This window comes from Curtobacterium sp. PhB146, from assembly GCF_004342995.1.
In the GTDB taxonomy this organism is placed as follows: Bacteria; Actinomycetota; Actinomycetes; order Actinomycetales; family Microbacteriaceae; genus Curtobacterium.
Map to the genome: position 1 here is coordinate 1,698,653 of NZ_SMBN01000001.1, position 24,323 is coordinate 1,722,975.

24 protein-coding genes are annotated in these 24,323 nt (G+C 71.0%); 22 read left to right on the forward strand and 2 right to left on the reverse strand.

Annotated elements, in window-relative coordinates; translation table 11 throughout:
* Window positions 1-105: 105 nt before the first annotated feature.
* From EDF33_RS08165 to dapF, 10 genes are all read left to right on the forward strand, one after another.
* A complete protein-coding gene (locus EDF33_RS08165) occupies window positions 106-3,015 on the forward strand; it encodes a DNA translocase FtsK (RefSeq protein ID WP_123938806.1) in 2,910 nt (969 codons plus the stop codon).
* Window positions 3,012-3,680 carry a CDP-diacylglycerol--glycerol-3-phosphate 3-phosphatidyltransferase gene (gene pgsA / locus EDF33_RS08170; protein ID WP_132099784.1) on the forward strand — a complete coding sequence of 223 codons (669 nt, stop codon included), beginning with the start codon at window positions 3,012-3,014 and terminating at the stop codon, window positions 3,678-3,680. The genes EDF33_RS08165 and pgsA overlap by 4 nt, the downstream gene beginning before the upstream one ends.
* Before the next feature lie 59 nt (window positions 3,681-3,739).
* Complete coding sequence (locus tag EDF33_RS08175) at window positions 3,740-4,222, forward strand: CinA family protein (protein ID WP_123939007.1); 483 nt, start codon at window positions 3,740-3,742, stop codon at window positions 4,220-4,222.
* 154 nt (window positions 4,223-4,376) lie between these two features.
* A complete protein-coding gene (locus EDF33_RS08180; RefSeq protein WP_027464765.1) occupies window positions 4,377-4,685 on the forward strand; it encodes a helix-turn-helix transcriptional regulator in 309 nt (102 codons plus the stop codon).
* A gap of 93 nt (window positions 4,686-4,778) precedes the next feature.
* A complete protein-coding gene (locus EDF33_RS08185; protein ID WP_111084594.1) occupies window positions 4,779-5,003 on the forward strand; it encodes a DUF3046 domain-containing protein in 225 nt (74 codons plus the stop codon).
* Between the two features lie 282 nt (window positions 5,004-5,285).
* Window positions 5,286-6,347, forward strand: coding sequence for a recombinase RecA (gene recA, locus EDF33_RS08190; protein ID WP_111084595.1), 1,062 nt, complete (start codon window positions 5,286-5,288; stop codon window positions 6,345-6,347).
* The gene (locus tag EDF33_RS08195; RefSeq protein WP_132099700.1) at window positions 6,344-7,210 is read left to right on the forward strand and encodes a regulatory protein RecX; all 867 of its coding nucleotides are present in this window, start codon (window positions 6,344-6,346) and stop codon (window positions 7,208-7,210) included. Before recA ends, EDF33_RS08195 begins: the two co-directional genes overlap by 4 nt.
* A gap of 26 nt (window positions 7,211-7,236) precedes the next feature.
* Complete coding sequence (miaB, locus tag EDF33_RS08200; protein ID WP_123341028.1) at window positions 7,237-8,730, forward strand: tRNA (N6-isopentenyl adenosine(37)-C2)-methylthiotransferase MiaB; 1,494 nt, start codon at window positions 7,237-7,239, stop codon at window positions 8,728-8,730.
* The gene (miaA, locus tag EDF33_RS08205; protein WP_347812764.1) at window positions 8,717-9,712 is read left to right on the forward strand and encodes a tRNA (adenosine(37)-N6)-dimethylallyltransferase MiaA; all 996 of its coding nucleotides are present in this window, start codon (window positions 8,717-8,719) and stop codon (window positions 9,710-9,712) included. Before miaB ends, miaA begins: the two co-directional genes overlap by 14 nt.
* Window positions 9,709-10,599 (forward strand): diaminopimelate epimerase, encoded by an 891-nt coding sequence (dapF, locus tag EDF33_RS08210; protein ID WP_132099701.1) that lies wholly within the window; start codon window positions 9,709-9,711, stop codon window positions 10,597-10,599. The genes miaA and dapF overlap by 4 nt, the downstream gene beginning before the upstream one ends.
* A gap of 86 nt (window positions 10,600-10,685) precedes the next feature.
* On the opposite strand, the gene EDF33_RS08215 is transcribed toward dapF, so the two are convergent.
* Window positions 10,686-11,297 carry a methyltransferase gene (locus tag EDF33_RS08215; protein WP_132099702.1) on the reverse strand — a complete coding sequence of 204 codons (612 nt, stop codon included), beginning with the start codon at window positions 11,295-11,297 and terminating at the stop codon, window positions 10,686-10,688.
* 61 nt (window positions 11,298-11,358) lie between these two features.
* Between EDF33_RS08215 and hflX the strand changes: the two genes are divergently transcribed.
* Window positions 11,359-12,897, forward strand: a complete 1,539-nt coding sequence (hflX, locus tag EDF33_RS08220; protein WP_111084601.1) for a GTPase HflX — start codon at window positions 11,359-11,361, stop codon at window positions 12,895-12,897.
* Between the two features lie 179 nt (window positions 12,898-13,076).
* Here hflX and lexA read toward each other — a convergent pair whose 3' ends face one another.
* Window positions 13,077-13,721: a transcriptional repressor LexA gene (gene lexA, locus EDF33_RS08225; RefSeq protein ID WP_132099703.1), complete on the reverse strand. Its 645-nt coding sequence runs from the start codon at window positions 13,719-13,721 to the stop codon at window positions 13,077-13,079.
* A 235-nt stretch (window positions 13,722-13,956) separates the two neighbouring features.
* Here lexA and EDF33_RS08230 point away from each other — a divergent pair, with 235 nt between their 5' ends.
* The 11 genes from EDF33_RS08230 (at window position 13,957) to EDF33_RS08280 (ending at window position 24,183) form a co-directional block, all read left to right on the forward strand.
* Window positions 13,957-14,334 (forward strand): LysM peptidoglycan-binding domain-containing protein, encoded by a 378-nt coding sequence (locus EDF33_RS08230; protein WP_111084603.1) that lies wholly within the window; start codon window positions 13,957-13,959, stop codon window positions 14,332-14,334.
* A gap of 75 nt (window positions 14,335-14,409) precedes the next feature.
* The gene (locus EDF33_RS08235; protein WP_132099704.1) at window positions 14,410-15,516 is read left to right on the forward strand and encodes a histidinol-phosphate transaminase; all 1,107 of its coding nucleotides are present in this window, start codon (window positions 14,410-14,412) and stop codon (window positions 15,514-15,516) included.
* Window positions 15,513-16,115 (forward strand): imidazoleglycerol-phosphate dehydratase HisB, encoded by a 603-nt coding sequence (gene hisB, locus EDF33_RS08240; protein ID WP_132099705.1) that lies wholly within the window; start codon window positions 15,513-15,515, stop codon window positions 16,113-16,115. The genes EDF33_RS08235 and hisB overlap by 4 nt, the downstream gene beginning before the upstream one ends.
* On the forward strand, window positions 16,112-16,747 hold the full coding sequence (hisH, locus tag EDF33_RS08245) for an imidazole glycerol phosphate synthase subunit HisH (RefSeq protein ID WP_132099706.1): 636 nt from the start codon (window positions 16,112-16,114) through the stop codon (window positions 16,745-16,747). Before hisB ends, hisH begins: the two co-directional genes overlap by 4 nt.
* 125 nt (window positions 16,748-16,872) lie before the next feature.
* Entirely contained in the window at window positions 16,873-17,619 is a 747-nt protein-coding gene (gene priA, locus EDF33_RS08250) for a bifunctional 1-(5-phosphoribosyl)-5-((5-phosphoribosylamino)methylideneamino)imidazole-4-carboxamide isomerase/phosphoribosylanthranilate isomerase PriA (RefSeq protein ID WP_111084607.1), read from the forward strand.
* 4 nt (window positions 17,620-17,623) lie between these two features.
* On the forward strand, window positions 17,624-18,469 hold the full coding sequence (locus tag EDF33_RS08255; RefSeq protein ID WP_132099707.1) for an SseB family protein: 846 nt from the start codon (window positions 17,624-17,626) through the stop codon (window positions 18,467-18,469).
* A gap of 102 nt (window positions 18,470-18,571) precedes the next feature.
* On the forward strand, window positions 18,572-19,447 hold the full coding sequence (locus EDF33_RS08260; protein ID WP_111084609.1) for a ParA family protein: 876 nt from the start codon (window positions 18,572-18,574) through the stop codon (window positions 19,445-19,447).
* The gene (locus tag EDF33_RS08265; RefSeq protein ID WP_111084610.1) at window positions 19,431-20,234 is read left to right on the forward strand and encodes a ScpA family protein; all 804 of its coding nucleotides are present in this window, start codon (window positions 19,431-19,433) and stop codon (window positions 20,232-20,234) included. The genes EDF33_RS08260 and EDF33_RS08265 overlap by 17 nt, the downstream gene beginning before the upstream one ends.
* On the forward strand, window positions 20,224-20,943 hold the full coding sequence (scpB, locus tag EDF33_RS08270; protein WP_243692392.1) for an SMC-Scp complex subunit ScpB: 720 nt from the start codon (window positions 20,224-20,226) through the stop codon (window positions 20,941-20,943). The genes EDF33_RS08265 and scpB overlap by 11 nt, the downstream gene beginning before the upstream one ends.
* Before the next feature lie 1,258 nt (window positions 20,944-22,201).
* Window positions 22,202-22,993 (forward strand): pseudouridine synthase, encoded by a 792-nt coding sequence (locus tag EDF33_RS20385; RefSeq protein WP_240347709.1) that lies wholly within the window; start codon window positions 22,202-22,204, stop codon window positions 22,991-22,993.
* 77 nt (window positions 22,994-23,070) lie between these two features.
* Entirely contained in the window at window positions 23,071-24,183 is a 1,113-nt protein-coding gene (locus tag EDF33_RS08280; protein WP_132099709.1) for a prephenate dehydrogenase, read from the forward strand.
* The last annotated feature ends 140 nt before the right edge of the window (window positions 24,184-24,323 follow it).

Below are 24,323 nucleotides of genomic sequence, written 5' to 3' on the forward strand. Positions count from 1 at the left end.
CAGTCGCGTTCATCGCGGTCGACCGGGAGGCCCGTCCAGCGTCCGTCACGGATGCTGCGGCGGGCCTCCCTTGGTTTGTCCTGAGTGGGGATTAGGGTTCTGCCCATGGCCGGAGGCACCAAGTCGACCACGCGCTCGCGCGCGTCCACGTCGTCCCGTGGGAACGGGACGCGCGGTTCGTCGCGCACCCAGGCCACGACGAAGAAGCTGCCGCAGGCGGCACCGACACCGGTGTTCCGCGAGCAGAACCCGCTCGTGACGTTCTGGCTCGCGATGGCGCACGGCGTCGGTGCGATGTTCCGACTGCTCGGCAAGGAGTCCCTCGAGAAGGACCAGCGGCGTGACGGGTTCCCGTTCCTGCTGTTCGTGCTGGCCATCGCCGGTGCGGTCGTCGAGTGGCTCAACCCGACGAACGGCGTGTCGGTCGCACTCGACGCGTACACGTTCGGCGGGCTGTTCGGCCGGTTGGCGTTCGCCCTGCCGGTGATCATGATCGTCTTCGCCGGATGGCTGTTCCGGCACCCGGCCTCGGTGCACGACAACACCCGGATCGGCATCGGCCTCGGGATCCTGCTCGTCGCGATCGCCTCGCTCTGCCACGTCTTCGGCGGGCAGCCGAGCGCAGCGGACGGCATGCCCGCCCTGGCTGCGGCCGGCGGTGTGCTCGGCTGGGTCGTGATCGGCTGGCTCGTCACGATCGCGACCGCCTGGGTCGCGGTCCCGGTGGCGATCGTGCTGCTCGTGCTCTCCCTCTTCATCATCACCAAGACGCCGCCGAACAAGGTCGGGCGTCGGCTGCACGAGCTGTACGCGTACCTGTTCGGAGCGCCGGCCCCGGCCGCCGAGCCCGAGGTCGAAGCGGCAGCAACGGCACCCGCCGCCCGCACCAAGACGACCAAGCGCGGCAAGAAGGGCGACACCGACTTCCAGCTGTTCGACGACCTCGGCTTCGGCGAGGAGCAGGCCGCTGCCGACGGTGACGCCGGCGGCGACAACGTGCCGTGGTGGCGGCGGAACAAGTCCGGGCGCGAAGAGGACCCGGCGTACGACAGCCCCGTCCTGCCCCCGGCCACCGGTGTCGCACCGACGGCAGCACCCGCCGCGGCGGCAGCACCCGCTGCCCCGGTGGTCAACCCGAACGCGGGCGCTGCGGCCGGTCTCGTGGACCTGACGCCGGCCGAACCCGCGTCGGTCAACCTCAACGACTCCGTCGAACAGGACCTGCAGGTCGCCGAGCAAGCCCTGCGGGACTTCGGCACCGACGTCCCCGCGCGTCCGGAGCCGACCGCGGCGATCCGCCCCGCGGTGCCCGACGTGGTCGCGGCACCCCTCGTCGAGGACCCCGTCGTCGACGAGCCCGAGGAACTCTCCGCGGCGGCGACCGACGACGACCCGTCGAAGCCGTACCGCCTGCCGGCCGCCACCACCCTGAGCTCCGGCACCCCCTCGGTCGCTCGCAGCCAGGCGAACGACGACATCGTCGCCGCCATCACCGGCGTGCTGACGGAGTTCAAGGTCGACGCGAAGGTCACCGGGTTCTCCCGCGGTCCGACGGTCACCCGCTACGAGATCGAGCTCGGCCCGGGTGTCAAGGTCGAGCGCGTCACGGCGCTGTCGAAGAACCTGTCGTACGCGGTGGCCTCCAACGAGGTCCGGATCCTCTCGCCGATCCCGGGCAAGAGCGCCATCGGTGTCGAGATCCCGAACTCCGACCGCGAGATCGTGTCCCTCGGCGACGTGCTGCGCTCGAACGCGGCGCGGAAGTCGAAGCACCCGATGACGATCGGCGTCGGCAAGGACGTCGAGGGTGGCTTCGTCGTCGCGAACCTGGCGAAGATGCCGCACCTGCTCGTCGCCGGTTCGACCGGTTCCGGCAAGTCGGTCTTCATCAACTCGATGATCACGTCGCTGCTCATGCGGGCGAAACCGTCCGAGGTCCGCATGGTCCTGGTCGACCCGAAGCGCGTCGAGCTCTCGATCTACGCGGGTGTCCCGCACCTCATCACGCCCATCATCACGAACCCGAAGAAGGCGGCCGAAGCGCTGCAGTGGGTCGTGAAGGAGATGGACATGCGGTACGACGACCTGGCGTCGTTCGGGTTCCGCCACGTCGACGACTTCAACAAGGCGATCGAGAACAACGAGATCGTCCTGCCCGCCGGCAGCGAGCGGAAGCTCAAGCCGTACCCGTACCTGCTCGTCGTCGTCGACGAGCTCGCGGACCTCATGCTCGTCGCCCCGCGCGACGTCGAGGAGTCGATCGTCCGCATCACCCAGCTCGCCCGTGCCGCCGGCATCCACCTGGTGCTCGCGACGCAGCGCCCGTCGGTGGACGTCATCACCGGCCTGATCAAGGCGAACGTGCCGTCCCGCATCGCCTTCGCGGTGACGAGCGTCACGGACTCCCGCGTCATCCTCGACCAGCCCGGCGCGGACAAGCTCATCGGTCAGGGCGACGCGCTCTTCCTGCCGATGGGGTCGTCGAAGTCCCTGCGCGTGCAGGGAGCGTGGGTGCAGGAGGGCGAGGTCGCCGAGGTCGTCCAGCACGTCACCCGCCAGGCCCAGCCCGAGTACCGCCAGGACGTCCAGGCCGTGGTCGAGCGCAAGGAGATCGACGCCGACATCGGCGACGACCTCGAACTGCTGCTCGCGGCGGTCGAACAGGTCGTCTCGACGCAGTTCGGCTCGACCTCGATGCTGCAGCGCAAGCTCCGGGTCGGCTTCGCCAAGGCCGGTCGCCTGATGGACCTGATGGAGTCCCGCGACATCGTCGGGCCGTCCGAGGGGTCGAAGGCCCGGGACGTGCTCGTCACCACCGACCAGCTGCCCGCGGTGCTCGCGAAGCTCCGCGGCGAGGAGCCGCCGGCTGCTCCGGCGCCCGTGGCCCCCGTGCCCGGCCCGAGTGACGACGGCGATCGCTACGGCGCCGACCCCGTGGGCGACATGACCCGCGGGTACGATGAAGTGCACGACGAGCCCGATGAGGACGCGTGGGGACTGACGGGCAGGGAGTGAAGGCGATGACCGCCTCGGACGGCACGGAGACGACGGACGGCGCCACGACACACGGCGCGAAGTTCCCCTGGCGCGGGCGACTGCTCCGCAAGGGTCCCGGCCCCGCATCGACGGCGAACGTCGCAAACATCATCACCGTGGTGCGCATCCTCATGGCGCCGCTGTTCTTCGTGCTGCTCCTCACCGACGCCGGCGACGACGGCCCGCTGCGCATCTGGGCGGCGATCGTCTTCGTCGTCGCGATCGTGACCGACAGCGCCGACGGCATCATCGCCCGGCGGCAGAACCTGGTCACCGACTTCGGCAAGCTCGTCGACCCGATCGCCGACAAGGTCCTGATCGGCGGCGCGCTCGTCGCCCTGTCGATCCTGCTCGAGCTGCCCTGGTACGTGACGGTGCTCATCATGGTGCGCGAGATCGGCATCACGGTGTTCCGCTTCGCGGTGCTGTCGGACCGGGTGATCCCGGCCAGCCGCGGCGGCAAGATCAAGACCGTGCTGCAAGCCGTCGCCCTGACGTCGGCACTCTTCCCGTGGTGGGAGCTCGTCGGGGACTGGGCGCACTGGGTCAACGTGGTGCTGATGACCGCCGCCTTCCTGGCGACCGTGCTCAGTGGCATCGACTACCTGTACCACGCGTGGAAGCACAACCGGACCACCGCGTGACGCAGGCCGACGACGCGACCGGCGCCGTGCCTCCCGGCCCTGCCGACACGGTCGACGCGATCGCGCAGCACCTGGTCGCCGACCTGACGCGTCGCGGTGAGACCGTCGCCGTGGCGGAGTCGCTCACCGGCGGGTTGGTGGTGTCGACGCTCGTCGGTGTTCCGGGGGCGAGCGCCGTGGTGCGCGGGGGAGTCGTGGCCTACGCGACGCCCGTCAAGCACACCGTGCTCGGGGTGTCGTCGGCGTTGCTGGCGGCCAACGGGGCCGTCGATCCCGAGGTCGCGCGGCAGATGGCGGCCGGTGTCCGCATCGCGCTGTCCGTCGATGGTGAGCCGGCGACGTGGGGGATCAGCACGACCGGTGTCGCCGGGCCGGACCCGCAGGACGGCAAGCCGGTCGGCACCGTCTACGTCGGCATCGCGTCGGCGGACGGCGCCACTGCCTGGGAACTCCACCTCGACGGGGACCGCGGTGCAATCCGCACGGCGTCCGTCTCCGAACTCCTGACACGGATGTCGTCCGTGGTCCGGGGCCGGGAATAGGTCCCGTTTCCACTGGGTTACATCTCACGCAATCTCCAGCAGGACGGCAGCCAGCCTGGTTAGCATGCTTCAACCGGCAACGCTAAAGTTGCTGAACCCGAACTCGATCCTCCGGATCGGGCGGGCGCGGAGACGACAGAGAGGAGGAGTTCTCATGGTTCTCGTTCGTCAGGAAATCGGCGATGTGCTTCGGGACTTCCGCTTGCAGAAGGGCCGGACCCTCCGTCAGGTCGCGTCCAAGGCCAGTGTGGCTCTCGGGTACCTCAGTGAGGTCGAGCGTGGTCAGAAAGAGGCCAGCTCGGAGATCCTCGCGTCCGTCGCGGACGCGCTGGACACCCCCATCTCCACGATCATGCGCGAGGTGGGCGACCGCCTCGCGATCGTCGAGGGACTCACTCCCGTCCCCGACACGCTCCCGGACGACCTCGTCGCCGAGTTCGACAACGACCTCGCGGTGCGCTGAGCGCCTCGCACTGACCGCCCCCGCCGGAACCTCCCGGCGGGGGCGTTCTGCGTCCGGGGCGCTGTGTGTTCGGGGACGCTTTAGGCTTGTCGGATGCGGGTGAGTGAGTTCTGGCGTGCCGTCGACCAGGTGTTCGGCGAGGCCTACGGGTCCGTGGTCAGCCGTGACGTCGTGCTCGAGGACCTCGGTGGCCGCTCGGCCGTGGACGCCCTCGCCGCCGGCATCGACGCCCGCCGGGTGTGGGACGCCCTCTGTGACTCGCAGGACGTCCCGCTCGACCGGCGGCACGGCAAGGGGTTGGCCGAGCCGCAGAACTGAGGCGGCAGCGCTCGGTCGCGCCGCCGCCACCGCCCGAAACTGTGTTCGGCGTGTTGCTCGAACGGGTGTTCGATCGGTGGTACGTTCCTCCACAGCGGCGTCGCCCGGGTGCTCCATCCACAGATCGCGTGACCGTCGGCAGTGATGTCGGTGGCCAGTCATAGGTTGATGGACATCGGGAACAGCCCGAAGCCTTGTCGCAGAACCATCGGCCTTGCACCACCGGCCGGCGTGGACGCGACAGCCTACAGGCGGCCGAACACGAGCACGAAGGAGCACCCCATGCCATCACCGGCAGACCGCGAAAAGGCCCTCGAGACCGCACTCGCACAGATCGACAGGCAGTTCGGCAAGGGTGCGATCATGCGCCTCGGTTCGGACGAACGCGCCCCCGTCAACGTCATCCAGACCGGGTCGGTGGCGCTCGACGTCGCGCTCGGCATCGGGGGACTGCCCCGCGGCCGCATCGTCGAGATCTACGGCCCGGAGTCCTCGGGCAAGACGACCCTCACCATCCACGCCATCGCCAACGCCCAGCGCGCCGGTGGCATCGCGGCCTTCATCGACGCCGAGCACGCGCTCGACCCGGAGTACGCCAAGAAGCTCGGTGTCGACATCGACGCCCTGCTCGTGTCGCAGCCGGACACCGCCGAGCAGGCGCTCGAGATCGCGGACATGCTCGTCCGCTCCGGCTCGATCGACCTCATCGTGATCGACTCGGTCGCAGCACTGGTGCCGCGCGCCGAGATCGAGGGCGAGATGGGTGACTCCCACGTCGGTCTGCAGGCCCGCCTCATGTCCCAGGCGCTGCGCAAGCTCGCCGGTGGGCTGAACCAGACGCAGACCACGATGATCTTCATCAACCAGCTGCGCGAGAAGATCGGTGTGTTCTTCGGTTCCCCGGAGACCACCTCGGGCGGTAAGGCGCTGAAGTTCTACGCGTCCGTCCGCCTCGACATCCGTCGCATCGAGACGCTCAAGAGCGGCACCGACGCGGTGGGCAACCGCACGCGTGTCAAGGTCGTCAAGAACAAGATGGCGCCGCCCTTCAAGCAGGCCGAGTTCGACATCCTGTACGGCGTCGGCATCTCGCGCGAAGGCTCGCTGCTCGACTTCGGTGTCGACCACGGCATCGTCAAGAAGTCGGGTGCCTGGTACACCTACGACGGCGACCAGCTCGGGCAGGGCAAGGAGAACTCGCGTTCCTTCCTGATCCAGAACCCCGACACCGCGGCTGAGATCGAGGGCAAGATCCTCGCCAAGCTCGGCGTCGGTGGCGCCAAGGCGGAAGAGGCTCCGGTCGAGTCGATCGCGCCGAAGCTCGCGGAGCGCAAGGGCGCGTGAGCACCGACCACGACGACGACGGCCTCGCACCGGTCACCGACCTGTTCGGTGCGAGGTCCCGTCGCCGGGCCCCGGCAGCTGCGGAGCCCACCCCCGAACCCGAGCAGCCGGTGCCAAGCATTCCAGAGCCCGTGCTCGAGGACGATGCGGACACCCCCGTCCCGTTGCCCATCCGCGGGCCGCGTGCACAGGCCGACTGGGTCTCGCCGGTCATCGGCGACGGTTCCGGCCGGACCGCGCGGGCCGAGCAGGACGGCTACGACGACGACGGGGCGGACGCCACGACGGCGTCAGTCTTCTCGATCGCCGGTGGCGAAGAACTCGACCCTGCGGATGCCCCTCGTCCCCTCGACGAGCAGCGCGCCGACGCCGAGCGGCTCAGCATGCGGGCGCTCGGCCGCAAGGGCGTGAGCGAGTCCGAGATGCGGACACTGCTCACCCAGCAGGACCTCGATCCCGACGTGGTCGAGCACGAGATCGAACGCCTGACCCGAGTCGGGCTGCTCGACGACGTCGCTCTCGCCACCGACCTGGTGGACCGCTTGCACGCCCGCAAGGGTCTGGGGCGGCAGGGCGTGGTCACCGAGCTGCGTCGTCGTGGCATCGACCAGATCGCGATCGACACCGCGCTCGACGAAGCCGCCGATGACGAGGACGACGAGTTCATCCGCGCCCAGGAGCTCGCCGACAAGCGTGCGCCGCAGATGCGTGGGCTCGACCGTGCGACCGCCGAGCGTCGGTTGTCGGGGTTCCTGATGCGCAAGGGCTACGGCTCGGGCGTGGTGCGGATCGCCGTCCAGCGGGCCCTCGACGGCGGCGGACGCCGGCCTCCGACGGGCCGCGGGACCGTGCGCTTCGAGTAGTCGCCCCGACCTACACTGGGACGACCATGGCCACCGTCGCAGCGCGCCAGCGCACCTACGAAGTCCGCACCTACGGGTGCCAGATGAACGTCCACGACTCCGAGCGGCTGAGCGGGTCGCTGCAGGCAGCGGGCTACACGGCGGCCGACGGCGAGCAGGCCGACGTCGTCGTGATCAACACCTGTGCGGTGCGCGAGAACGCGGACAACCGTCTGTACGGCAACCTCGGACAGCTCGCCGGCATCAAGCGCGACCACCCCGGCATGCAGATCGCCGTCGGTGGGTGCCTGGCGCAGAAGGACAAGAACGTCATCCTCGAGAAGGCGCCGTGGGTGGACGTGGTCTTCGGCACGCACAACATGGGCTCGTTGCCGACGCTGCTCGAACGTGCGCGGCACAACGACGAGGCGCAGATCGAGATCCTCGAAGCGCTCGACGTGTTCCCGTCGACGCTGCCGACCAAGCGCGACTCGACCCACAGCGGGTGGGTGTCGATCTCGGTCGGGTGCAACAACACGTGCACGTTCTGCATCGTCCCGTCGCTCCGCGGCAAGGAGAAGGACCGCCGCCCGGGTGACGTCCTGGCCGAGATCCAGGCGCTCGTCGACGACGGTGCGATCGAGGTCACGCTGCTCGGGCAGAACGTGAACTCGTACGGGGTCGAGTTCGGCGACCGTCAGGCGTTCGGCAAGCTGCTGCGCGCGGCCGGCACCATCGACGGCCTCGAGCGCATCCGCTTCACGAGCCCGCACCCGGCAGCCTTCACCGACGACGTCATCGACGCCATGGCCGAGACCCCGAACGTCATGCCGCAGCTGCACATGCCGTTGCAGTCCGGGTCCGACCGGGTCCTCAAGGCGATGCGGCGGAGCTACCGGAGCGAGCGGTTCCTCGGCATCCTCGACCGGGTGCGCGCCAAGATCCCGAACGCGGCGATCTCGACCGACATCATCGTCGGGTTCCCCGGCGAGACGGAAGAGGACTTCGCGGACACCCTCCGCGTCGTCGAGCAGGCACGGTTCGCCAGCGCCTTCACCTTCCAGTACTCGATCCGTCCCGGCACCCCGGCAGCGACGATGGACGACCAGCTGCCGAAGCACGTCGTGCAGGAGCGGTACGAGCGGCTCGTCGCGCTGCAGGAACGCATCACCGCGGAGGAGAACGCCGCGCAGGTCGGCCGGAGCGTCGAGGTCCTCGTCGCGACGGGCGAGGGGCGGAAGGACGACGCCACCCGCCGGTTGTCCGGACGCGCCGAGGACTCGCGGCTCGTGCACTTCGCCGTGCCGGAGGGCTCCGCGGTCCCGCGACCCGGCGACGTCGTGACGGTCGAGATCACCCGAGCGGCCCCGCACTTCCTGATCGCCGACGACGACGCTCCACTGCGCATCCGACGCACCCGAGCGGGCGACGCCTGGGACCGCGCCGAGGCCGAGAGCTGCGGCGTGCCGACCCCGGCGGCGCCCGGCGACGGTCCGCGCCCGGTGTCGCTCGGGCTGCCGACGCTCCGTGTCGGGCGCTGACGCCCCCGTCGGGGACGGCTCCGAGCGCGGCCCGGTCCAGCACCGCGTACTCGATGCCTCCGACGCTGATCTGATCGCCGTCGTCGGGGCGACCGGGACGGGCAAGTCCGACCTCGGGATCGCGATCGCCGAACGCCTCCGCGCCGCCGGCCGGAACGCCGAGATCGTCAACGCGGACGCCATGCAGCTGTACCGGGGCATGGACATCGGCACCGCGAAGCTGTCGTTCGACGAACGGCACGGCATCCCGCACCACCAACTCGACGTGCTCGACGTCACCGACGAGGCGAGCGTCGCCGCGTACCAGGTGGCTGCCCGAGCCGACGTGGACCGGATCCAGGCGGACGGCGGCGTCGCCGTGCTCGTCGGCGGCAGTGGTCTCTACGTGTCCTCCGTCCTGTTCGACCTGGCGTTCCCCGGCACCGACCCGGAACTCCGCGCGCAGCTCGAGCGCGAGCACGACGAGCTCGGTCCGGGCATCCTGCTCGAGCGGCTCCGCGGCCTGGACCCGGCGGCCGCAGCGACGATCGATGCACGCAACCCACGGCGGTTGATCCGGGCACTCGAGATCGCGAGCCGGTCCGAGGTCGTGACCCCGAGCCTCCCGTCCGCGCCCCGCGCCTGGCGACCGTCCCGCATCCTGCACCTGCGACGGGATCGTGAGCAGCTGGTCGCGGCGCTGCACGCGCGTGCGGCGGGGATGTTCGCCGCCGGACTCGTCGACGAGGTCGCGGCTCTGCGCGAGCAGGGCATCGAGCAAGGGAAGACCGCGCGGGCCGCGATCGGGTACTCGCAGGCGCTCGACGTGCTGCGGGGGACCTCCACGATCGAGGCAGCGGTCGAGGCGACCGGGATCGCGACGCGCAAGTACGCCCGACGGCAGGTGTCCTGGTTCCGCCGCTACGCCGAGGCCGAGACCCTCGACGTCACCGGAGCCGACCGCGGGGACCTGTCGGAACTGGCCCGTAGGATCGTCCCGTGACCGAGCTGCACTTCACCAAGGGCCAGGGGACCGGCAACGACTTCGTCCTGTTCGCCGACCCCGACGCCACCGTCGACCTGACCCCCGAGCGGATCCGTGCGATCGCGGACCGACGCTTCGGCGTGGGCGGCGACGGCGTGATCCGTGCGGTGCGGTCCGAGTCGATCCCCGAAGGGCGCGCCCTGGTGGCCGTCGAACCCGCGGCGACGTGGTTCATGGACTACCACAACGCCGACGGCACGATCGCCGAGATGTGCGGCAACGGGATCCGGGTGTTCGCGCGGTACCTGACCGAGTCCGGTCTGGTCGAGCTCGCACCCGGCGAGACCCTGACCGTCGGCAGCCGCAAGGGCCTGGTCGACATCCAGCGGACCACCAACGGCTTCGCTGCCGACCTCGGCCGGTGGGGGCTGGGCATCGAGGACGGCGGCTCGGACGACGTCATGGTGCGCGCCAAGAACCTCGACGGCGCCCGGCCCGGCATCGGCATCGACGTCGGCAACCCGCACGTCGTCGTCGCCGTCGCGACCGAGGACGAACTCGCCGACCTCGACCTGACCTTCCTGCCCGTGCTCGACCCGGCGCCCGAGCACGGCGCCAACGTCGAGTTCGTGCTGCCCGGCGACCCCCTGATCAACGACGGCGTCGGCGAGATCACGATGCGGGTGCACGAGCGGGGCAGCGGCGAGACGCTGTCGTGCGGCACCGGTGCGGTGGCTGCGGCCCTCGCGACGCGGTACTGGGTGGGCTCCGGTGCGCCGGACACCTGGCGCGTACGGGTGCCGGGCGGCGTCGTGACGGTGCGGATGTTCGCGGCGGAGGACGGCGAGCACGTGTCGCTGTCCGGGCCCGCCGAGCTCGTGTTCTCCGGGGATCTGACGGTCTGACGCGGGGGGCGCGGGCCGCGGGCCGCGGGGCGGGGCGGGGCCGCGCGGCGCGCGGCGCCGCGCGGCGCCCGGCGCCGCGCGCCCGCCTACGCCGTCCGGCGCACCCGGATGACGCGGAACCCCTTGTCGGTGGACGCCCGCGCGACGTGGAACCCTGCCCCGAGCGCACCGACGAGCCACTTCTGCAACGAGTCGCCCCCGAGGTCCTTCGACACCACGAGCCAGGCGTCGCCCTCGACCTCGAGCCGGGGCAGCCACGTCAGCAGGATCTCGTGGAGTTCGTCCTTGCCGACGCGGATCGGCGGGTTCGACCAGATCGTCCGGAACCGCAGGTCGTCCGGGACGTCGTCGGGCAGGGCGATGGTGACGTTCGACGCACCCGCGGCCTCGGCGTTGGCCCGCGCCAACCCGAGCACCCGTTCGTTGACGTCGACGGCCCACACCGCCGCGTCGGGGGAGTGCAGCGCCATCGTGATCGCGATCGGGCCCCAGCCGCAGCCGACGTCGAGCAGCGCGCCGTCGTGCGCGGGCGGCGGGACGGAACCGAGCAGCACGCGGGTGCCGCGGTCGAGGCCGTCCGGGCTGAAGACCCCTGCTGCCGTGGTCAGCGTGAGCGACCGGCCGGCGAGGGTGACGTCGATCTGGCGTTCGCGGGTGTCCGATGACGGGTTCGCGGAGAAGTAGTGGTCGTTCGCCATGGATGAACCGTAGCGGGAACCCGGTGTGTCCGAGGCCCGCCGGAGGTACCCTGTGGACAGGATGACGGATACCCATCAGCAGAACGACCAGACCAACGACGACAGCGCAGACGGTGTCGTCGAACGGGTGTTGCGCAACGCCGACCGCCGCGCAGCATCGTCCATCTTCGCCCCCGCCCAGGCGATCCAGACCCGCTCGGTCGACGAACACGGGTGGGACGGCGACGGCGACCAGTACGACCGTGAGGACCGGGCGGCCCTGCGCCGCGTCGCCGGCCTCTCCACCGAGCTCGAGGACGTCACCGAGGTCGAGTACCGCCAGCTGCGGCTCGAGCAGGTCGTCCTGATCGGCGTGTACCCGCACGGTGACGCGCAGGACGCCGAGAACTCCCTGCGGGAGCTGTCCGCCCTGGCCGAGACGGCCGGCGCGGTGGTCCTCGACGGGCTCCTCCAGCGTCGACCGAACCCCGACCCGGCGACCTACCTCGGCAAGGGCAAGGCGGAAGAGCTCGCGATGGTCGTCAAGGCCACCGGCGCCGACACGGTGATCGCGGACACCGAGCTCGCCCCGTCGCAGCGCCGTGCCCTCGAGGACGTCGTGAAGGTCAAGGTCATCGACCGCACGGCCGTGATCCTCGACATCTTCAGCCAGCACGCGAAGACCCGAGAGGGCAAGGCCCAGGTCGAGCTCGCGCAGCTCCAGTACCTGCTGCCCCGACTGCGCGGCTGGGGTGACTCGATGTCCCGGCAGGCCGGTGGTCAGGTCTCCGGCGGTGCGGGCATGGGTTCGCGTGGTCCCGGTGAGACGAAGATCGAGCTCGACCGACGTCGCATCCACACCCGCATGTCGAAGCTCCGCCGCCAGATCGCCGGGTTCCGCCCTGCGCGCGAGGCGAAGCGTGCCGACCGTCACCGCAACGAGGTGCCGAGCGTCGCGATCGCCGGCTACACGAACGCGGGCAAGTCCTCGCTCCTGAACCGCCTGACGAGCGCCGGCGTGCTGGTGCAGAACCAGCTGTTCGCGACGCTGGACGCCACGGTCCGCCGGACCGAGAGCACCAAGGGCCGCGAGTTCACGTTCGTGGACACGGTCGGCTTCGTCCGGAACCTGCCGCACCAGCTGGTCGAGGCGTTCCGCTCCACCCTCGAAGAGGTCGGCGAGGCCGACGTCATCGTGCACGTGGTCGACGGCTCGCACCCCGACCCCGGGGCCCAGCTCGCCACCGTGCGCGAGGTCATCGGCGACGTCGGCGCGCACGACATCCCCGAGATCGTCGTGTTCAACAAGGCCGACCTGATCGACGACGCACAGCGCCTCGTCCTGATCGGGCTCGCGTCGGACGCCGTCTTCGTGTCGGCCCGCACGGGCGAGGGCATCCCGGAGCTCCTCCGTACCATCGAGGAGCGCCTGCCGGAGCCCGACGTCGAGCTCACGGTGGTCGTGCCCTACGACCGCGGTGACCTCGTCTCCACGCTGCACGACGCCGGCGCGGTCGACTCCGTCGACTACGTCGAGGACGGCACCCGCCTGCGCGTGCGTGTCTTCCAGCGCCAGGTCGCGGAGCTCGATCCGTACGTGGTCGCCCCCGTCACGTCCTGACGGCCGGTACCGACTGACGGCCGGGAGGCCCGCCCCACGTCCGTCGCGCGGGTGCGCTCCGGCCGCGGTTCCGTTCAACGCCGCACAACCGCAATCGGCTCGGACCACGAGATCTCGTGGTCCGAGCCGATTGTGGTTGTGCGCGGGTCTGCCCGTCGTGGGTCAGTGCCCGGCGTGCTTCAGAGGGAGCGGAGGACTGCGACGACCTTGCCGAGCACCGACGCCGCGTCGCCGAGGATCGGCTCGAACGCGGTGTTGCGGGGGAGCAGCCACGTGTGGCCGTCGCGCTGGCGGAAGACCTTGACGGTCGCTTCTTCGTCGAGCATCGCGGCGACGATGTCACCGTTCTCGGCGGTCCGCTGGGCACGGACGACCACCCAGTCGCCGTCGCAGATCGCGGCGTCGATCATCGACTCGCCGACCACCTTGAGCATGAAGAGGTCGCCGGTACCGACGAGCTGCCGGGGCAGGGGGACGATCTCGTCGACGTGCTGCTCCGCCGTGATCGGGACACCGGCGGCGATCCGGCCGACGAGGGGCACGAGCGTGGTGGCGTCGACGTCGGGCCCGGTGACGTCCGGCGTGGGCTCGTCGACCAGGACCTCGAGTGCACGGGGACGGTTCGGGTCGCGGCGGATCCAGCCGCCGAGCTCGAGCTGGCCGAGCTGGTGGGAGACGCTCGACAGCGAGGAGAGCCCGGCTGCGTCGCCGATCTCGCGCATGCTCGGCGGGTAGCCCCGTGAGGCGATGGACGCGCGGATGGCGTCGAGGATCGTCTGCTGCTTCGCGGTCAGCGGCTTCTGGCCCCGCAGTTCGTCCACCACGTCGTCTCGCTTTCGTCGGTGCTGAGCGGCCGTGGCGGGAATGTCGGTGGTCCCCGTTTGACTTGTCCCAGTCGATCGAAACAGTATCCGACCGGTCAACCCCGGACAAACACCTGTTCGAGCGTGTCGCAAGAAAACCCCGCAGAAATCCGCTCCCAGGACTTGTGCGTCGTCAGATTCGAAACTATGTTCGGTACACGACTTCGGTTCACCCGAACGGGAAGGCAAGAACGACATGAGCACCATCGCCATCGCTGACATCCAGCGCACCGCGGCCCCCGCCGTGCGCGTCCGCCTGCGCCTGACGCGCCGCGGCCGCATCGTCTTCACGACGCTCGCCGCGCTCCCCCTCCTCATCGTCGTCGCCTTCTTCGTCCTCAACGGCGGTCAGGCGTCCGCCGGTGACGCCGCCGCTGGTGGCGCCCGGACGCAGTTCGACACGGTCACGATCCAGCCGGGCGAGACGCTCTGGCAGCTGGCGGAGGACACCGCGCCGAACGCCGACCCGCGCGACTTCGTGCAGGACGTCATCAGCCTCAACGCCCTCGACGGCTCCGGGCTGCAGGCCGGCGAGCAGATCGCCATCCCGACGAAGTACACCTCCGGCCAGTAGCCGCTGCGAGTGGTCGAGGGCAGTCCCGTCCGGACGGCTGGTCGTCCGGTGGCCACAGCGGCCTACGATGGATCGGTGGCATTCACGCTGGAAGACCTCCCGATCCGAGACGACCTCCGCGGTCAGAGCCCCTACGGCGCTCCGCAGAAGCACGTCCGCGTCCAGCTGAACGTCAACGAGAACACGCATCCCGTACCCGACGACGTGGCTGACGACATCGTCGCCTCGATCCGACAGGCGCTCGCGACGGTGAACCGCTACCCGGACCGCGAGTTCACGGAGCTCCGCGAGTCGCTGGCCGGGTACCTCGGCCACGGCCTCACTGCAGAACAGCTGTGGGCGGCGAACGGCTCGAACGAGGTCCTCCAGCAGCTGTTGCAGGCCTTCGGTGGCCCGGGGCGTTCCGTCCTCGGGTTCCCGCCCACCTACTCGATGCACTCGATACTGGCCTCCGGCACCGGCACGACCTGGATCCCGGCGGAGCGCGACGACGAGTTCCGCATCGCACCCGAGACCGTCGTGGCGGCGATCGAGCAGCACCGACCGGACATCGTGTTCCTGTGCGGGCCGAACAACCCCACCGGCACACCGCTGCCGATCGAGACGATCGAGGCCGCGTACGCCGCGACCGACGGCATCGTGATGGTGGACGAGGCCTACGCCGAGTTCATGCCGGCCGACGTGCCGAGCGCCCTCACGCTGTTGCCCGGGCGTGAGCGTCTCGTCGTCTCGCGCACCATGAGCAAGGCCTTCGCGTTCGCCGGTGCACGGGTCGGCTACATGGCGGCACACCCCGCCGTGATCGACGCCGTCCGCCTCGTCCGGCTGCCGTACCACCTGTCCGTCCTGACGCAGGCGGCCGCCGTCGCCGCACTGCGCCACGCGCCCGAGATGCTCGCGATGGTCGACGACATCAAGCAGCAGCGTGACCGGATGGTGACCGAGCTGCAGGCCATGGGCTACCGGACCTACGAGACCTGGTCGAACTTCGTCCTGTTCGGTGGGGTCGCCGACCCGCACGCTGCGTTCGAGTCGCTGCTCGAGCGGGACGTCATCGTGCGCGACCTCGGCATCCCGAACCACCTGCGGGTGAGTGCCGGCACGGCAGAGGAGACCACCGCGTTCCTCGACGCCATGCGGCAGGTCGCCGCTGAGCAGCCGCCGGTTAGGGTTGGGGCATGACCGCCCGTACCGCCTCGATCAGCCGCAGCACGAGCGAATCGAGCGTCGAACTCGAGCTCGACCTCGACGGCACCGGTTCGTCCGACATCTCGACGAGCGTGCCGTTCTTCGACCACATGCTGACCGCGTTCAGCAAGCACTCGCTCATCGACCTGCGCGTGCGGTCGACCGGTGACACCGACATCGACGTGCACCACACGGTCGAGGACACCGGCATCGTGCTCGGGCAGGCGCTCAAGCAGGCCCTCGGCAACCGGTCTGGCATCGGCCGGTACGGCGACGCCCTCGTGCCCCTCGACGAAGCGCTGGCCCAGGCGGTCGTCGACGTCTCCGGGCGCCCGTTCCTCGTGCACTCGGGTGAGCCCGAGGGGTTCGAGTTCCACCGCATCGGCGGTCACTTCACCGGGTCGATGATCCGCCACGTGCTCGAGGCGATCACGTTCAACGCGGGCATCACCGTGCACGTCCGTGTGCTCGGTGGCCGCGACCCGCACCACATCGCGGAAGCCGAGTTCAAGGCGTTCGCGCGTGCGATGCGCAAGGCGGTCGAACTCGACCCGCGCGTCGACGGCATCCCCTCCACCAAGGGCGCACTGTGACCGCGAAGCCGAACGTCGTCGTCCTCGACTACGGCTCGGGCAACGTGCACTCCGCGGCCAAGGCACTCGAGCGGGCCGGAGCCGAGGTCACGCTGACCTCCGACAAGCAGGCGGCGCTCCGTGCCGACGGCCTGCTCGTACCCGGGGTCGGGGCGTTCGCCGCGGTCATCGACCAGCTCGAGGGCGTCCAGGGGGGCGAGATCGTCGACCACCGTCTGGCCGGTGGCCGTCCGGTGCTCGGCATCTGCGTCGGCATGCAGGTGTTGTTCTCCCGCGGCATCGAGCGCGGAGCCGACGTCGAGGGGCTCGGGCAGTGGCCCGGCACCGTCGAGGAGCTCCAGGCCGAGGTCCTGCCGCACATGGGCTGGAACACCGTCCAGGCACCGGAGAACTCCGTACTGTTCGACGGGCTGCACGACGAGCGGTTCTACTTCGTGCACTCGTACGGCGTGACCGACTTCCCGCTCGACGCCTACGGCCCGTTCCGTGCTCCCGGCCTGACGTGGGCTGAACACGGGCAGCGGTTCATCGCCGCGGTCGAGAACGGGCCGCTCACCGCGACCCAGTTCCACCCCGAGAAGTCCGGCGAGCCGGGCATCCGCCTGCTGACCAACTGGGTGCGCTCGCTCTGAACCCGGCCCGCAACGGGCGCGACGGAGCCGCCGGACGTGCCACGGGCCTCCAGGCCGAACCCCGCACCTCCACCACCGCACCTTCTCCACCGCACCTTCACCACCGTGACGAAACCGACAGGACCATGACCGACCTCACCGACACCTCGCCCCTCGTCCTGCTGCCTGCCGTCGACGTCGTCGACGGCCAGGCCGTCCGGTTGACCCAGGGCGAGGCGGGGAGCGAGACCGGCTACGGCGACCCCGTCGCCGCCGCGCGCACCTGGCGTGACCAGGGCGCGGAGTGGATCCACCTGGTGGACCTCGACGCGGCCTTCGGTCGGGGCGACAACCGCAAGGTGATCGCGCACGCGATCCGCGAGGTCGACGGCGTCTCGGTCGAGCTGTCGGGTGGCATCCGCGACGACGCCTCGCTCGAAGCCGCGCTGGCCACCGGCGCTGCCCGGGTCAACCTCGGCACGGCGGCGCTCGAGAACCCGGACTGGGCCGCTCGGGTGATCGGCGAGTACGGCGAGCAGATCGCCGTCGGGCTCGACGTGCGTGGCACGACCCTCGCCAGCCGCGGCTGGACCGAGGACGCCGGCGACCTGTGGGAGGTCCTCGACCGGCTCGAGGCCGCGGGGTGCGCCCGGTACGTCGTCACCGACGTCACGAAGGACGGCACGCTGCAGGGCCCGAACGTCGAGCTGCTGCGCCAGGTGTGCGACCGGACCGACCAGCCCGTCGTGGCCTCTGGCGGGATCTCGACGCTCGACGACCTGCGGGCGCTGCGCGAGCTCGTGCCGTTCGGGCTCGAGGGCGCGATCATCGGCAAGGCGCTGTACTCCGGGGCGTTCACGCTGCCGGCCGCACTCGACATCGCCTCGGAGTAGCGGCGTGGCGGGAATTTCGAACGGGCGCGGAACCGGCCCCGAAGCGGCAACCGGTGCGGACGCGGCAACCGGTCCCGACGACGCGCACACCCCGGGTGGCGCGGCGGACTCGGCCGGCTTCACGTGGGAAGGCCGCACGTTCGACCACCACGACACCGCCTTCGCCGACGACGACGGTCTGGCCGACCCGGCGCTGACCGCGGCGATCGCAGGCGTGGCCGCCGGTGCATCGCAGGCGGCAGTCGTTCATGCACTGCGCACCGCCCGGCTGCTCATCCCGCTCATCGCCGAGGCGGGCGACCTCGGCGAGACCGACGCCGGCAAGCTCGTGGACAAGACCCAGGAGCTCTCGATCGTGACGGTCGCCGGGCCGGACGGGCGGAGCGTGATGCCCGCGTTCACCTCGGTCGAAGCGATGCACGTCTGGGACGCCGATGCCCGGCCCGTGCCCGTGGAGTCACGACGGGTGGCGATGGCCGCGGCGAGCGAGGAGACGCAGCTCGTCGTGCTCGACCCGAAGTCGGCCACCGAGTTCGTGCTGCGCCGTCCCGCGGTGTGGGCGCTCGGCCAGGACCTACCGTGGACCCCGTGCTTCGAGGACCCCGAGGTCGCCCAGGCGTTCGCCAACTCGGTCGTGGGGGAGCGCAGCGTCGCCCGTGTCGAACTGACCCCCGGGGACCCGGTCGGACGCTTCGCCGGCCCGGAGCTGACCGTCGGACTGGCGTTGCACCCCGGGCTCGACCGCGAGCAGGTCGGCGAGCTCGTCGGACGCCTGCAGCAGCGGTGGTCGACGGACGCCGTCATCACCGAGCGCGTCGACAGCATGCGCGTGGCCCTGCGGGCAGCCTGAGCGGCGACGCGTCGGCCACGCACCCGGCCACGAGCAACGCAGACCCGGCCGCGCGCGGCGGTGCGGCCCCGGGCCGGCCGACGTCGCCGGTACGATGGCCGGGTGAGCACGAACCCGACGACCAACCCCACCGGCGCGACCTCCATCGGTCCGACGGGTCGTCCTGTCCGGGAGTTCCCCGTGCCCGAGGAACTCGACAGCACCGGCCCTGCGCGCATCATCGCCCTCTGCAACCAGAAGGGCGGCGTCGGCAAGACCACCACGGCGATCAACCTCGGTGCAGCCCTGGCGGAGTACGGCCGCAAGGTCCTGGCCGTCGACTTCGACCCGCAGGGTGCGCTCTCCGCGGGCCTCGGTGTCCGCACGCACGACATCCACACCGTCTACGACCTGCTCATGGGCGCCGTGAAGGACCCGATCCAGGTCATCCAGCCGACGAACACCCCGGGGCTCGACGTGATCCCGGCGAACATCGACCTGTCCGCGGCCGAGGTGCACCTGGTCAACGAGGTCGCCCGCGAGCAGATCCTGGCGAGCGTGCTGCGCAAGGTCGCGAACGACTACGACGTGATCCTGGTCGACTGCCAGCCGTCGCTCGGCCTGCTCACCGTCAACGCCCTGACCGCGGCGCACGGGGTGCTCATCCCGCTCGAGTGCGAGTTCTTCGCCCTGCGCGGTGTCGCCCTGCTCATCGAGACGATCGACAAGGTGCGCGACCGCCTCAACCCGGCGCTGACGCTCGACGGCATCCTGCCCACCATGTACGACTCGCGCACCCTGCACTCGCGCGAGGTCATGGAGCGCGTCGTCGACACGTTCGACGACCGGGTCCTCGACACCGTCATCGGGCGCACCGTGAAGTTCCCGGACGCCACCGTCTCCGCGCGGCCGATCACCCAGACGGCGCCGGACCACGCCGCCGCCCACGCCTACCGGCAGCTCGCACGAGAGCTCGTCCAGCGTGGCGCCGTCGCCTGAGTCGGGGTTCCGGGTCCGACTCACCAACTTCGACGGCCCGTTCGACCTCCTGCTGTCGCTCATCACGAAGCACGAGCTCGACATCACCGAGGTCTCGCTCGGCGCGGTCACCGGGGAGTTCATCCAGTACGTGCGTCAGGCCGAGTCGGCGGACGAACTCGACGAGGCGAGCGAGTTCCTCGTCGTCGCCGCCACCTTGCTCGACCTGAAGATCGTCGGGCTGCTGCCGCAGGGTGAGCTCGTCGATGCCGAGGACGTCGCCCTGCTCGAAGCCCGCGACCTGCTGTTCGCGCGGCTGCTGCAGTACCGGGCGTTCAAGCAGGCCGCCGACTGGTTCGGCGAACGCTGGGGTGTGGAGTCGCGTCGGCACGTCCGGAGCGTCCGGCTCGAGGAACGGTTCCGCGCCCGCACGCCCGAGCTCGTGTGGACGCTCTCGGTGCAGGACTTCGCCGCGCTGGCAGCGCTGGCGTTCGCCCCGCGGGAGATCCCGACGGTCGGACTCGACCACCTGCACGCGCCGCTCATCAGCATCCGCGAACAGGCCGCGATCGTCGTCTCGATCCTGCGGACACGCGACGGCGAGGGCGTCTCGTTCCGCGAACTGGTCGCGGGCGTCGACCAGACGGGTATCGTGGTGGCTCGCTTCCTCGCGATCCTGGAGCTGTACCGGAACGCATCGATCTCGTTCGAACAACTCGAGCCGCTCGGGGAACTCACGCTCCGATGGACCGCCGAGGACTGGTCCGACGAGAGCCTCGCCAACCTGGGAGCCGACTATGACGGATGACGTGCACGACACGTCCAGCGCCGAACCCGGCGGCGCCGACGAGATGGCCGACGCCCGCGCGATCGAGCACGAGATCCACGCGCGCGCCGAGCACGACCACGAGCACGAGCACGACCGCGCCCCGCAGGCGCACCCGGCGATCCCGATCGACCGCCAGCTCGAGGCGATCCTGATGATCGCGGACGAGCCCCAGTCGCTCGTCGCGCTCGGCGCCGCCGTCAACGCCCCCGTCCCCGCCGTCCGCCAGGCCGTCGAACGCCTCGTCGCGGACTTCGACGGCGTCGACGGCACCACCCGCCGCGGGTTCGAACTCCGCGAGGTCGGCGGCGGCTGGCGCTTCTACGTCCGCCAGGACCTGGACGCCGTCGTCGAGCAGTTCGTCGAGGCCGAGCGTCCCTCGCGCCTGTCGCAGGCCGCACTCGAGACCCTCGCGGTCGTCGCCTACAAGCAACCGATCACGCGATCCCAGATCGCGTCGATCCGCGCCGTCAACGTCGACGGCGTCGTCCGAACGCTGGTCGCGCGCGGTCTCATCGAGGAGTCGTTCACCGACTCCGAGACCGGCGCCATCAACTACGTCACGTCCGATCTGCTCCTGCAGCAGCTCGGCATCAACTCGCTCGACGAGCTGCCGCTCATCTCGCCCCTCCTGGACGACGGTGCGGACGGCTTCGGGCAGAACGAAGGGATCCCCGATGGCCGGGTTTGACGACCGGGGGCGCGGCGCGCCCCGAGACCGAGACGACCGCAACGGACGCTCAGGAGGCCCGGATCGCCCCGGGCGTTCGGCTCCCGGCCGCGGCGGGGCCGGCTCCAGTGCCGGTGGCCGCTCCGGCGGGTACGGTCGCGACGACCGCGGGGGCGCACGTCCGCCGCGTGACGACGACCGTCGTGGCGGCTACCCGCCGCGCGACGACCGCGGTGGCGACCGTGGCGGCTACCGGGGTCGCGATGACCGTAGCTCCGCGCCGCGTGATGACCGTGGTGGGTACCGCGGCCGTGACGACCGCAGCTCGGCTCCGCGCGACGACCGTGGCGGGTACCGGGGCAACTCGGCTCCGCGTGACGACCGCGGTGGGTACCGAGGCCGTGACGACCGTGCCGGCGGCGGCGACCGTGGCGGCTACCGCGGGAACTCCGCGCCGCGCGATGACCGTGGTGGGTACCGGGGTCGCGATGACCGCAGTTCGGCTCCGCGCGATGACCGCGGTGGCTACCGCGGGAACTCCGCGCCGCGTGACGATCGCGGTGGCTACCGGGGTCGCGACGACCGCAGCTCGGCCCCGCGTGACGACCGTGGTGGGTACCGCGGTAACTCGGCTCCGCGCGATGACCGTGGTGGCTACCGGGGTCGCGACGACCGCAGCTCCGCGCCGCGCGATGACCGTGGTGGCTACCGCGGGCGCGATGACCGTAGCTCGGCTCCGCGCGATGACCGTGGTGGCTACCGCGGGCGCGATGACCGTAGCTCGGCTCCGCGCGATGACCGTGGTGGCTACCGCGGGAACTCGGCTCCGCGTGACGACCGTGGTGGGTACCGCGGCCGCGACGACCGCAGCGCAGCTCCCCGTGACGACCGTGGTGGGTACCGCGGCCGCGACGACCGCAGCGCCGCGCCGCGTGACGACCGTGGTGGGTACCGCGGTCGTGACGACCGCAGCTCGGCACCTCGCGACAACCGCGACAGCCGCGAGGACCGCCGCGGCCCCGACGGCCAGCAGAGCCGCGTCTGGCACAACGGCCGCCGGTACGTCGGCGGTACCACGAGCGTCCGCAACAGCGACCGCCCCGGCAAGAGCAGCAACGCCGCCAACGGCCGCACCACGCCGAAGCCGAGCGGTGAGCGCGACAGCCACGGCGCCCCGGTGGAGGGCACGCCCGAACGCCCGATCATCGAAGACTGGGACGCGGCGGACGGGACGACGTCTGCCGGGGCCGAGCCGGGCCTCCAGGCAGAGGGAGAGCGCCTGCAGAAGGTGATCGCCGCTGCGGGCGTGGCATCTCGCCGCGTCGCGGAGAACCTGATCGTCGAGGGCCGCGTGACGGTCAACGGCCAGGTCGTGGACGCCCTCGGGCGTCGTGTCGACCCCGCGACCGACGCGATCTCGGTCGACGGCGTGCCGGTGCAGATCGACTCCTCGCGGCGGTACATCGTGCTGAACAAGCCGACCGGTGTCGTCTCGAGCCTGCAGGACGAGCGCGGTCGCCGCGACCTGACCGAGTTCGTGGACCGCTACGAAGAGCGCCTGTTCAACGTCGGCCGCCTGGACACCGAGACCTCCGGGCTGCTCGTCCTGACGAACGACGGCGACCTGGCGCACGTGCTCGCGCATCCGTCGTTCGGCGTGCAGAAGACCTACATCGCGAAGGTGCACGGCAACGTGAACCCCGCCGTGGTCCAGCGTCTGACCGAGGGCGTCGAGCTCGAGGACGGTCCGATCAAGGCCGACAAGGTGCGGTTGCTCGAGTCCTCGCGGGGTGAGTCGCTCGTCGAGATCACGCTGCACTCCGGCCGCAACCGGATCGTCCGTCGCATGCTCGAGGCCGTCGACCACCCCGTCCTCGAACTCGTCCGCCGCTCGTTCGGTCCGCTGCACCTCGGCAGCCTGCCGCCGGGCAAGATGCGCGAGCTGGGCACGGTCGAGGTCGGGAAGCTGCTCGGCACCGTCCGCGACGCCAAGCCCTCCGCTCGTGACGACCGCGACGTCGCCCTCGACCAGGGCGACGACGACGAGTGGGACGACGAGACCGCGGACTGACCGCGACCGGCCCCTCGGGCCGTGACCGGCACCCGGGCGTCGACCGACGCCCGGGTGTCGGTCGGTAGGCTTGCCCGGTGACCGACCTGACCCCACCCGACATCGACCGCCGCGTGCGCGGCCCGGTGCGGGTCGTCGGCACCGGGCTCCTCGGCACCTCGATCGGTCTGGCGCTGCGCGAGAAGGGGGTCGACGTCGTCCTCGACGACGTCTCACCCGGCGCGTTGGCGCTCGCCGTCGACTACGGGGCCGGCCGGCGGCCCGAACCCGGTGACGAGCCGGAACTCGTGGTGGTCGCGGTCCCGCCGGACGTCGTGGCGACCGTCGTCGCCCGCGAACTGTCGGCGTACCCGGACGCCATCGTGACCGACGTCGCGAGCGTCAAGGCCGGACCGTTGACCGAGCTCGTGGCAGCCGGCGCGGACGTCACCCGCTACATCGGGTCGCACCCGATGGCCGGACGTGAACGCAGCGGACCGAGCGCCGCCCGCGCCGACCTGTTCGTCGGCAGCCCGTGGGTGATCGCCGGGCACGACGCCATCAGCTACCAGCGCGCCGCCGTGGTCGAGGACCTGGCGCTCGACGTCGGCGCGACCGTCGTGCCGATGGACCCGGCGTCGCACGACCTCGCCGTGGCCTACGTCTCGCACGTGCCGCAGCTCGTGTCGACGTTGATGGCCTCGCGGCTGCGTGACGCCCCGGACGGCTCCCTCGGCCTGGCGGGCGGTGGCGTCCGCGACGTCACCCGCGTCGCCGCGAGCGACCCCGGCCTGTGGGTGCAGATCATCGGCGCGAACGCGGCCAACGTCCGGCGAGTCCTGGCCGACCTGCGTGACGAGCTGAGCGGCGTGATCGGGGCGCTCGACGACCCCGCCGCCGCCGGGGCACCGCGGACCCTGGCCGAGACGATCGCCGCCGGCAACCGTGGGGTCGAACGGCTGCCCGGCAAGCACGGCACCACCAAGCGCTTCGCCCAGGTGGTCGTCCTCGTCGACGACACCCCCGGGCAGATCGCCGCGCTCCTGACGTTCATCGGGGAGATCGGCATCAACCTCGAGGACATGCGCCTCGAGCACTCACCGGGCGCGCAGATCGGCATCGTCGAGGTGTCGGTGCTGCCCGAGCAGGAACAGCGACTCGTCGAGGAACTCGAGGGTCGCGGATGGAGGATCGCAGCAGCATGGGCCTGAACGACACGAACGCAGCGACGAACGACTCCGGTGTGACCGCCGACTCCGGCGTGACCGGCGGGCCGGACGGTCCGGACTCCGGCCTCCCGACCCCGGGCCAGGGCGGTGCCGGCGGCCCGCTCAGCGGCAGCGGCGACGGC

Excerpts from the sequence above, each read along its gene's own strand:
- priA (WP_111084607.1), top strand. The coding sequence starts at position 16,873 with ATGACCGACCTCACCGACACCTCGCCCCTCGTCCTGCTGCCTGCCGTC.
- EDF33_RS08185 (WP_111084594.1), top strand. The coding sequence starts at position 4,779 with ATGCGGGTGAGTGAGTTCTGGCGTGCCGTCGACCAGGTGTTCGGCGAG.
- hflX (WP_111084601.1), top strand. The coding sequence starts at position 11,359 with ATGACGGATACCCATCAGCAGAACGACCAGACCAACGACGACAGCGCA.
- EDF33_RS08165 (WP_123938806.1), top strand. The coding sequence starts at position 106 with ATGGCCGGAGGCACCAAGTCGACCACGCGCTCGCGCGCGTCCACGTCG.
- miaB (WP_123341028.1), top strand. The coding sequence starts at position 7,237 with ATGGCCACCGTCGCAGCGCGCCAGCGCACCTACGAAGTCCGCACCTAC.
- recA (WP_111084595.1), top strand. The coding sequence starts at position 5,286 with ATGCCATCACCGGCAGACCGCGAAAAGGCCCTCGAGACCGCACTCGCA.
- EDF33_RS08230 (WP_111084603.1), top strand. The coding sequence starts at position 13,957 with ATGAGCACCATCGCCATCGCTGACATCCAGCGCACCGCGGCCCCCGCC.
- EDF33_RS08180 (WP_027464765.1), top strand. The coding sequence starts at position 4,377 with ATGGTTCTCGTTCGTCAGGAAATCGGCGATGTGCTTCGGGACTTCCGC.
- hisB (WP_132099705.1), top strand. The coding sequence starts at position 15,513 with ATGACCGCCCGTACCGCCTCGATCAGCCGCAGCACGAGCGAATCGAGC.
- scpB (WP_243692392.1), top strand. The coding sequence starts at position 20,224 with ATGACGGATGACGTGCACGACACGTCCAGCGCCGAACCCGGCGGCGCC.
- EDF33_RS08215 (WP_132099702.1), bottom strand. The coding sequence starts at position 11,297 with ATGGCGAACGACCACTACTTCTCCGCGAACCCGTCATCGGACACCCGC.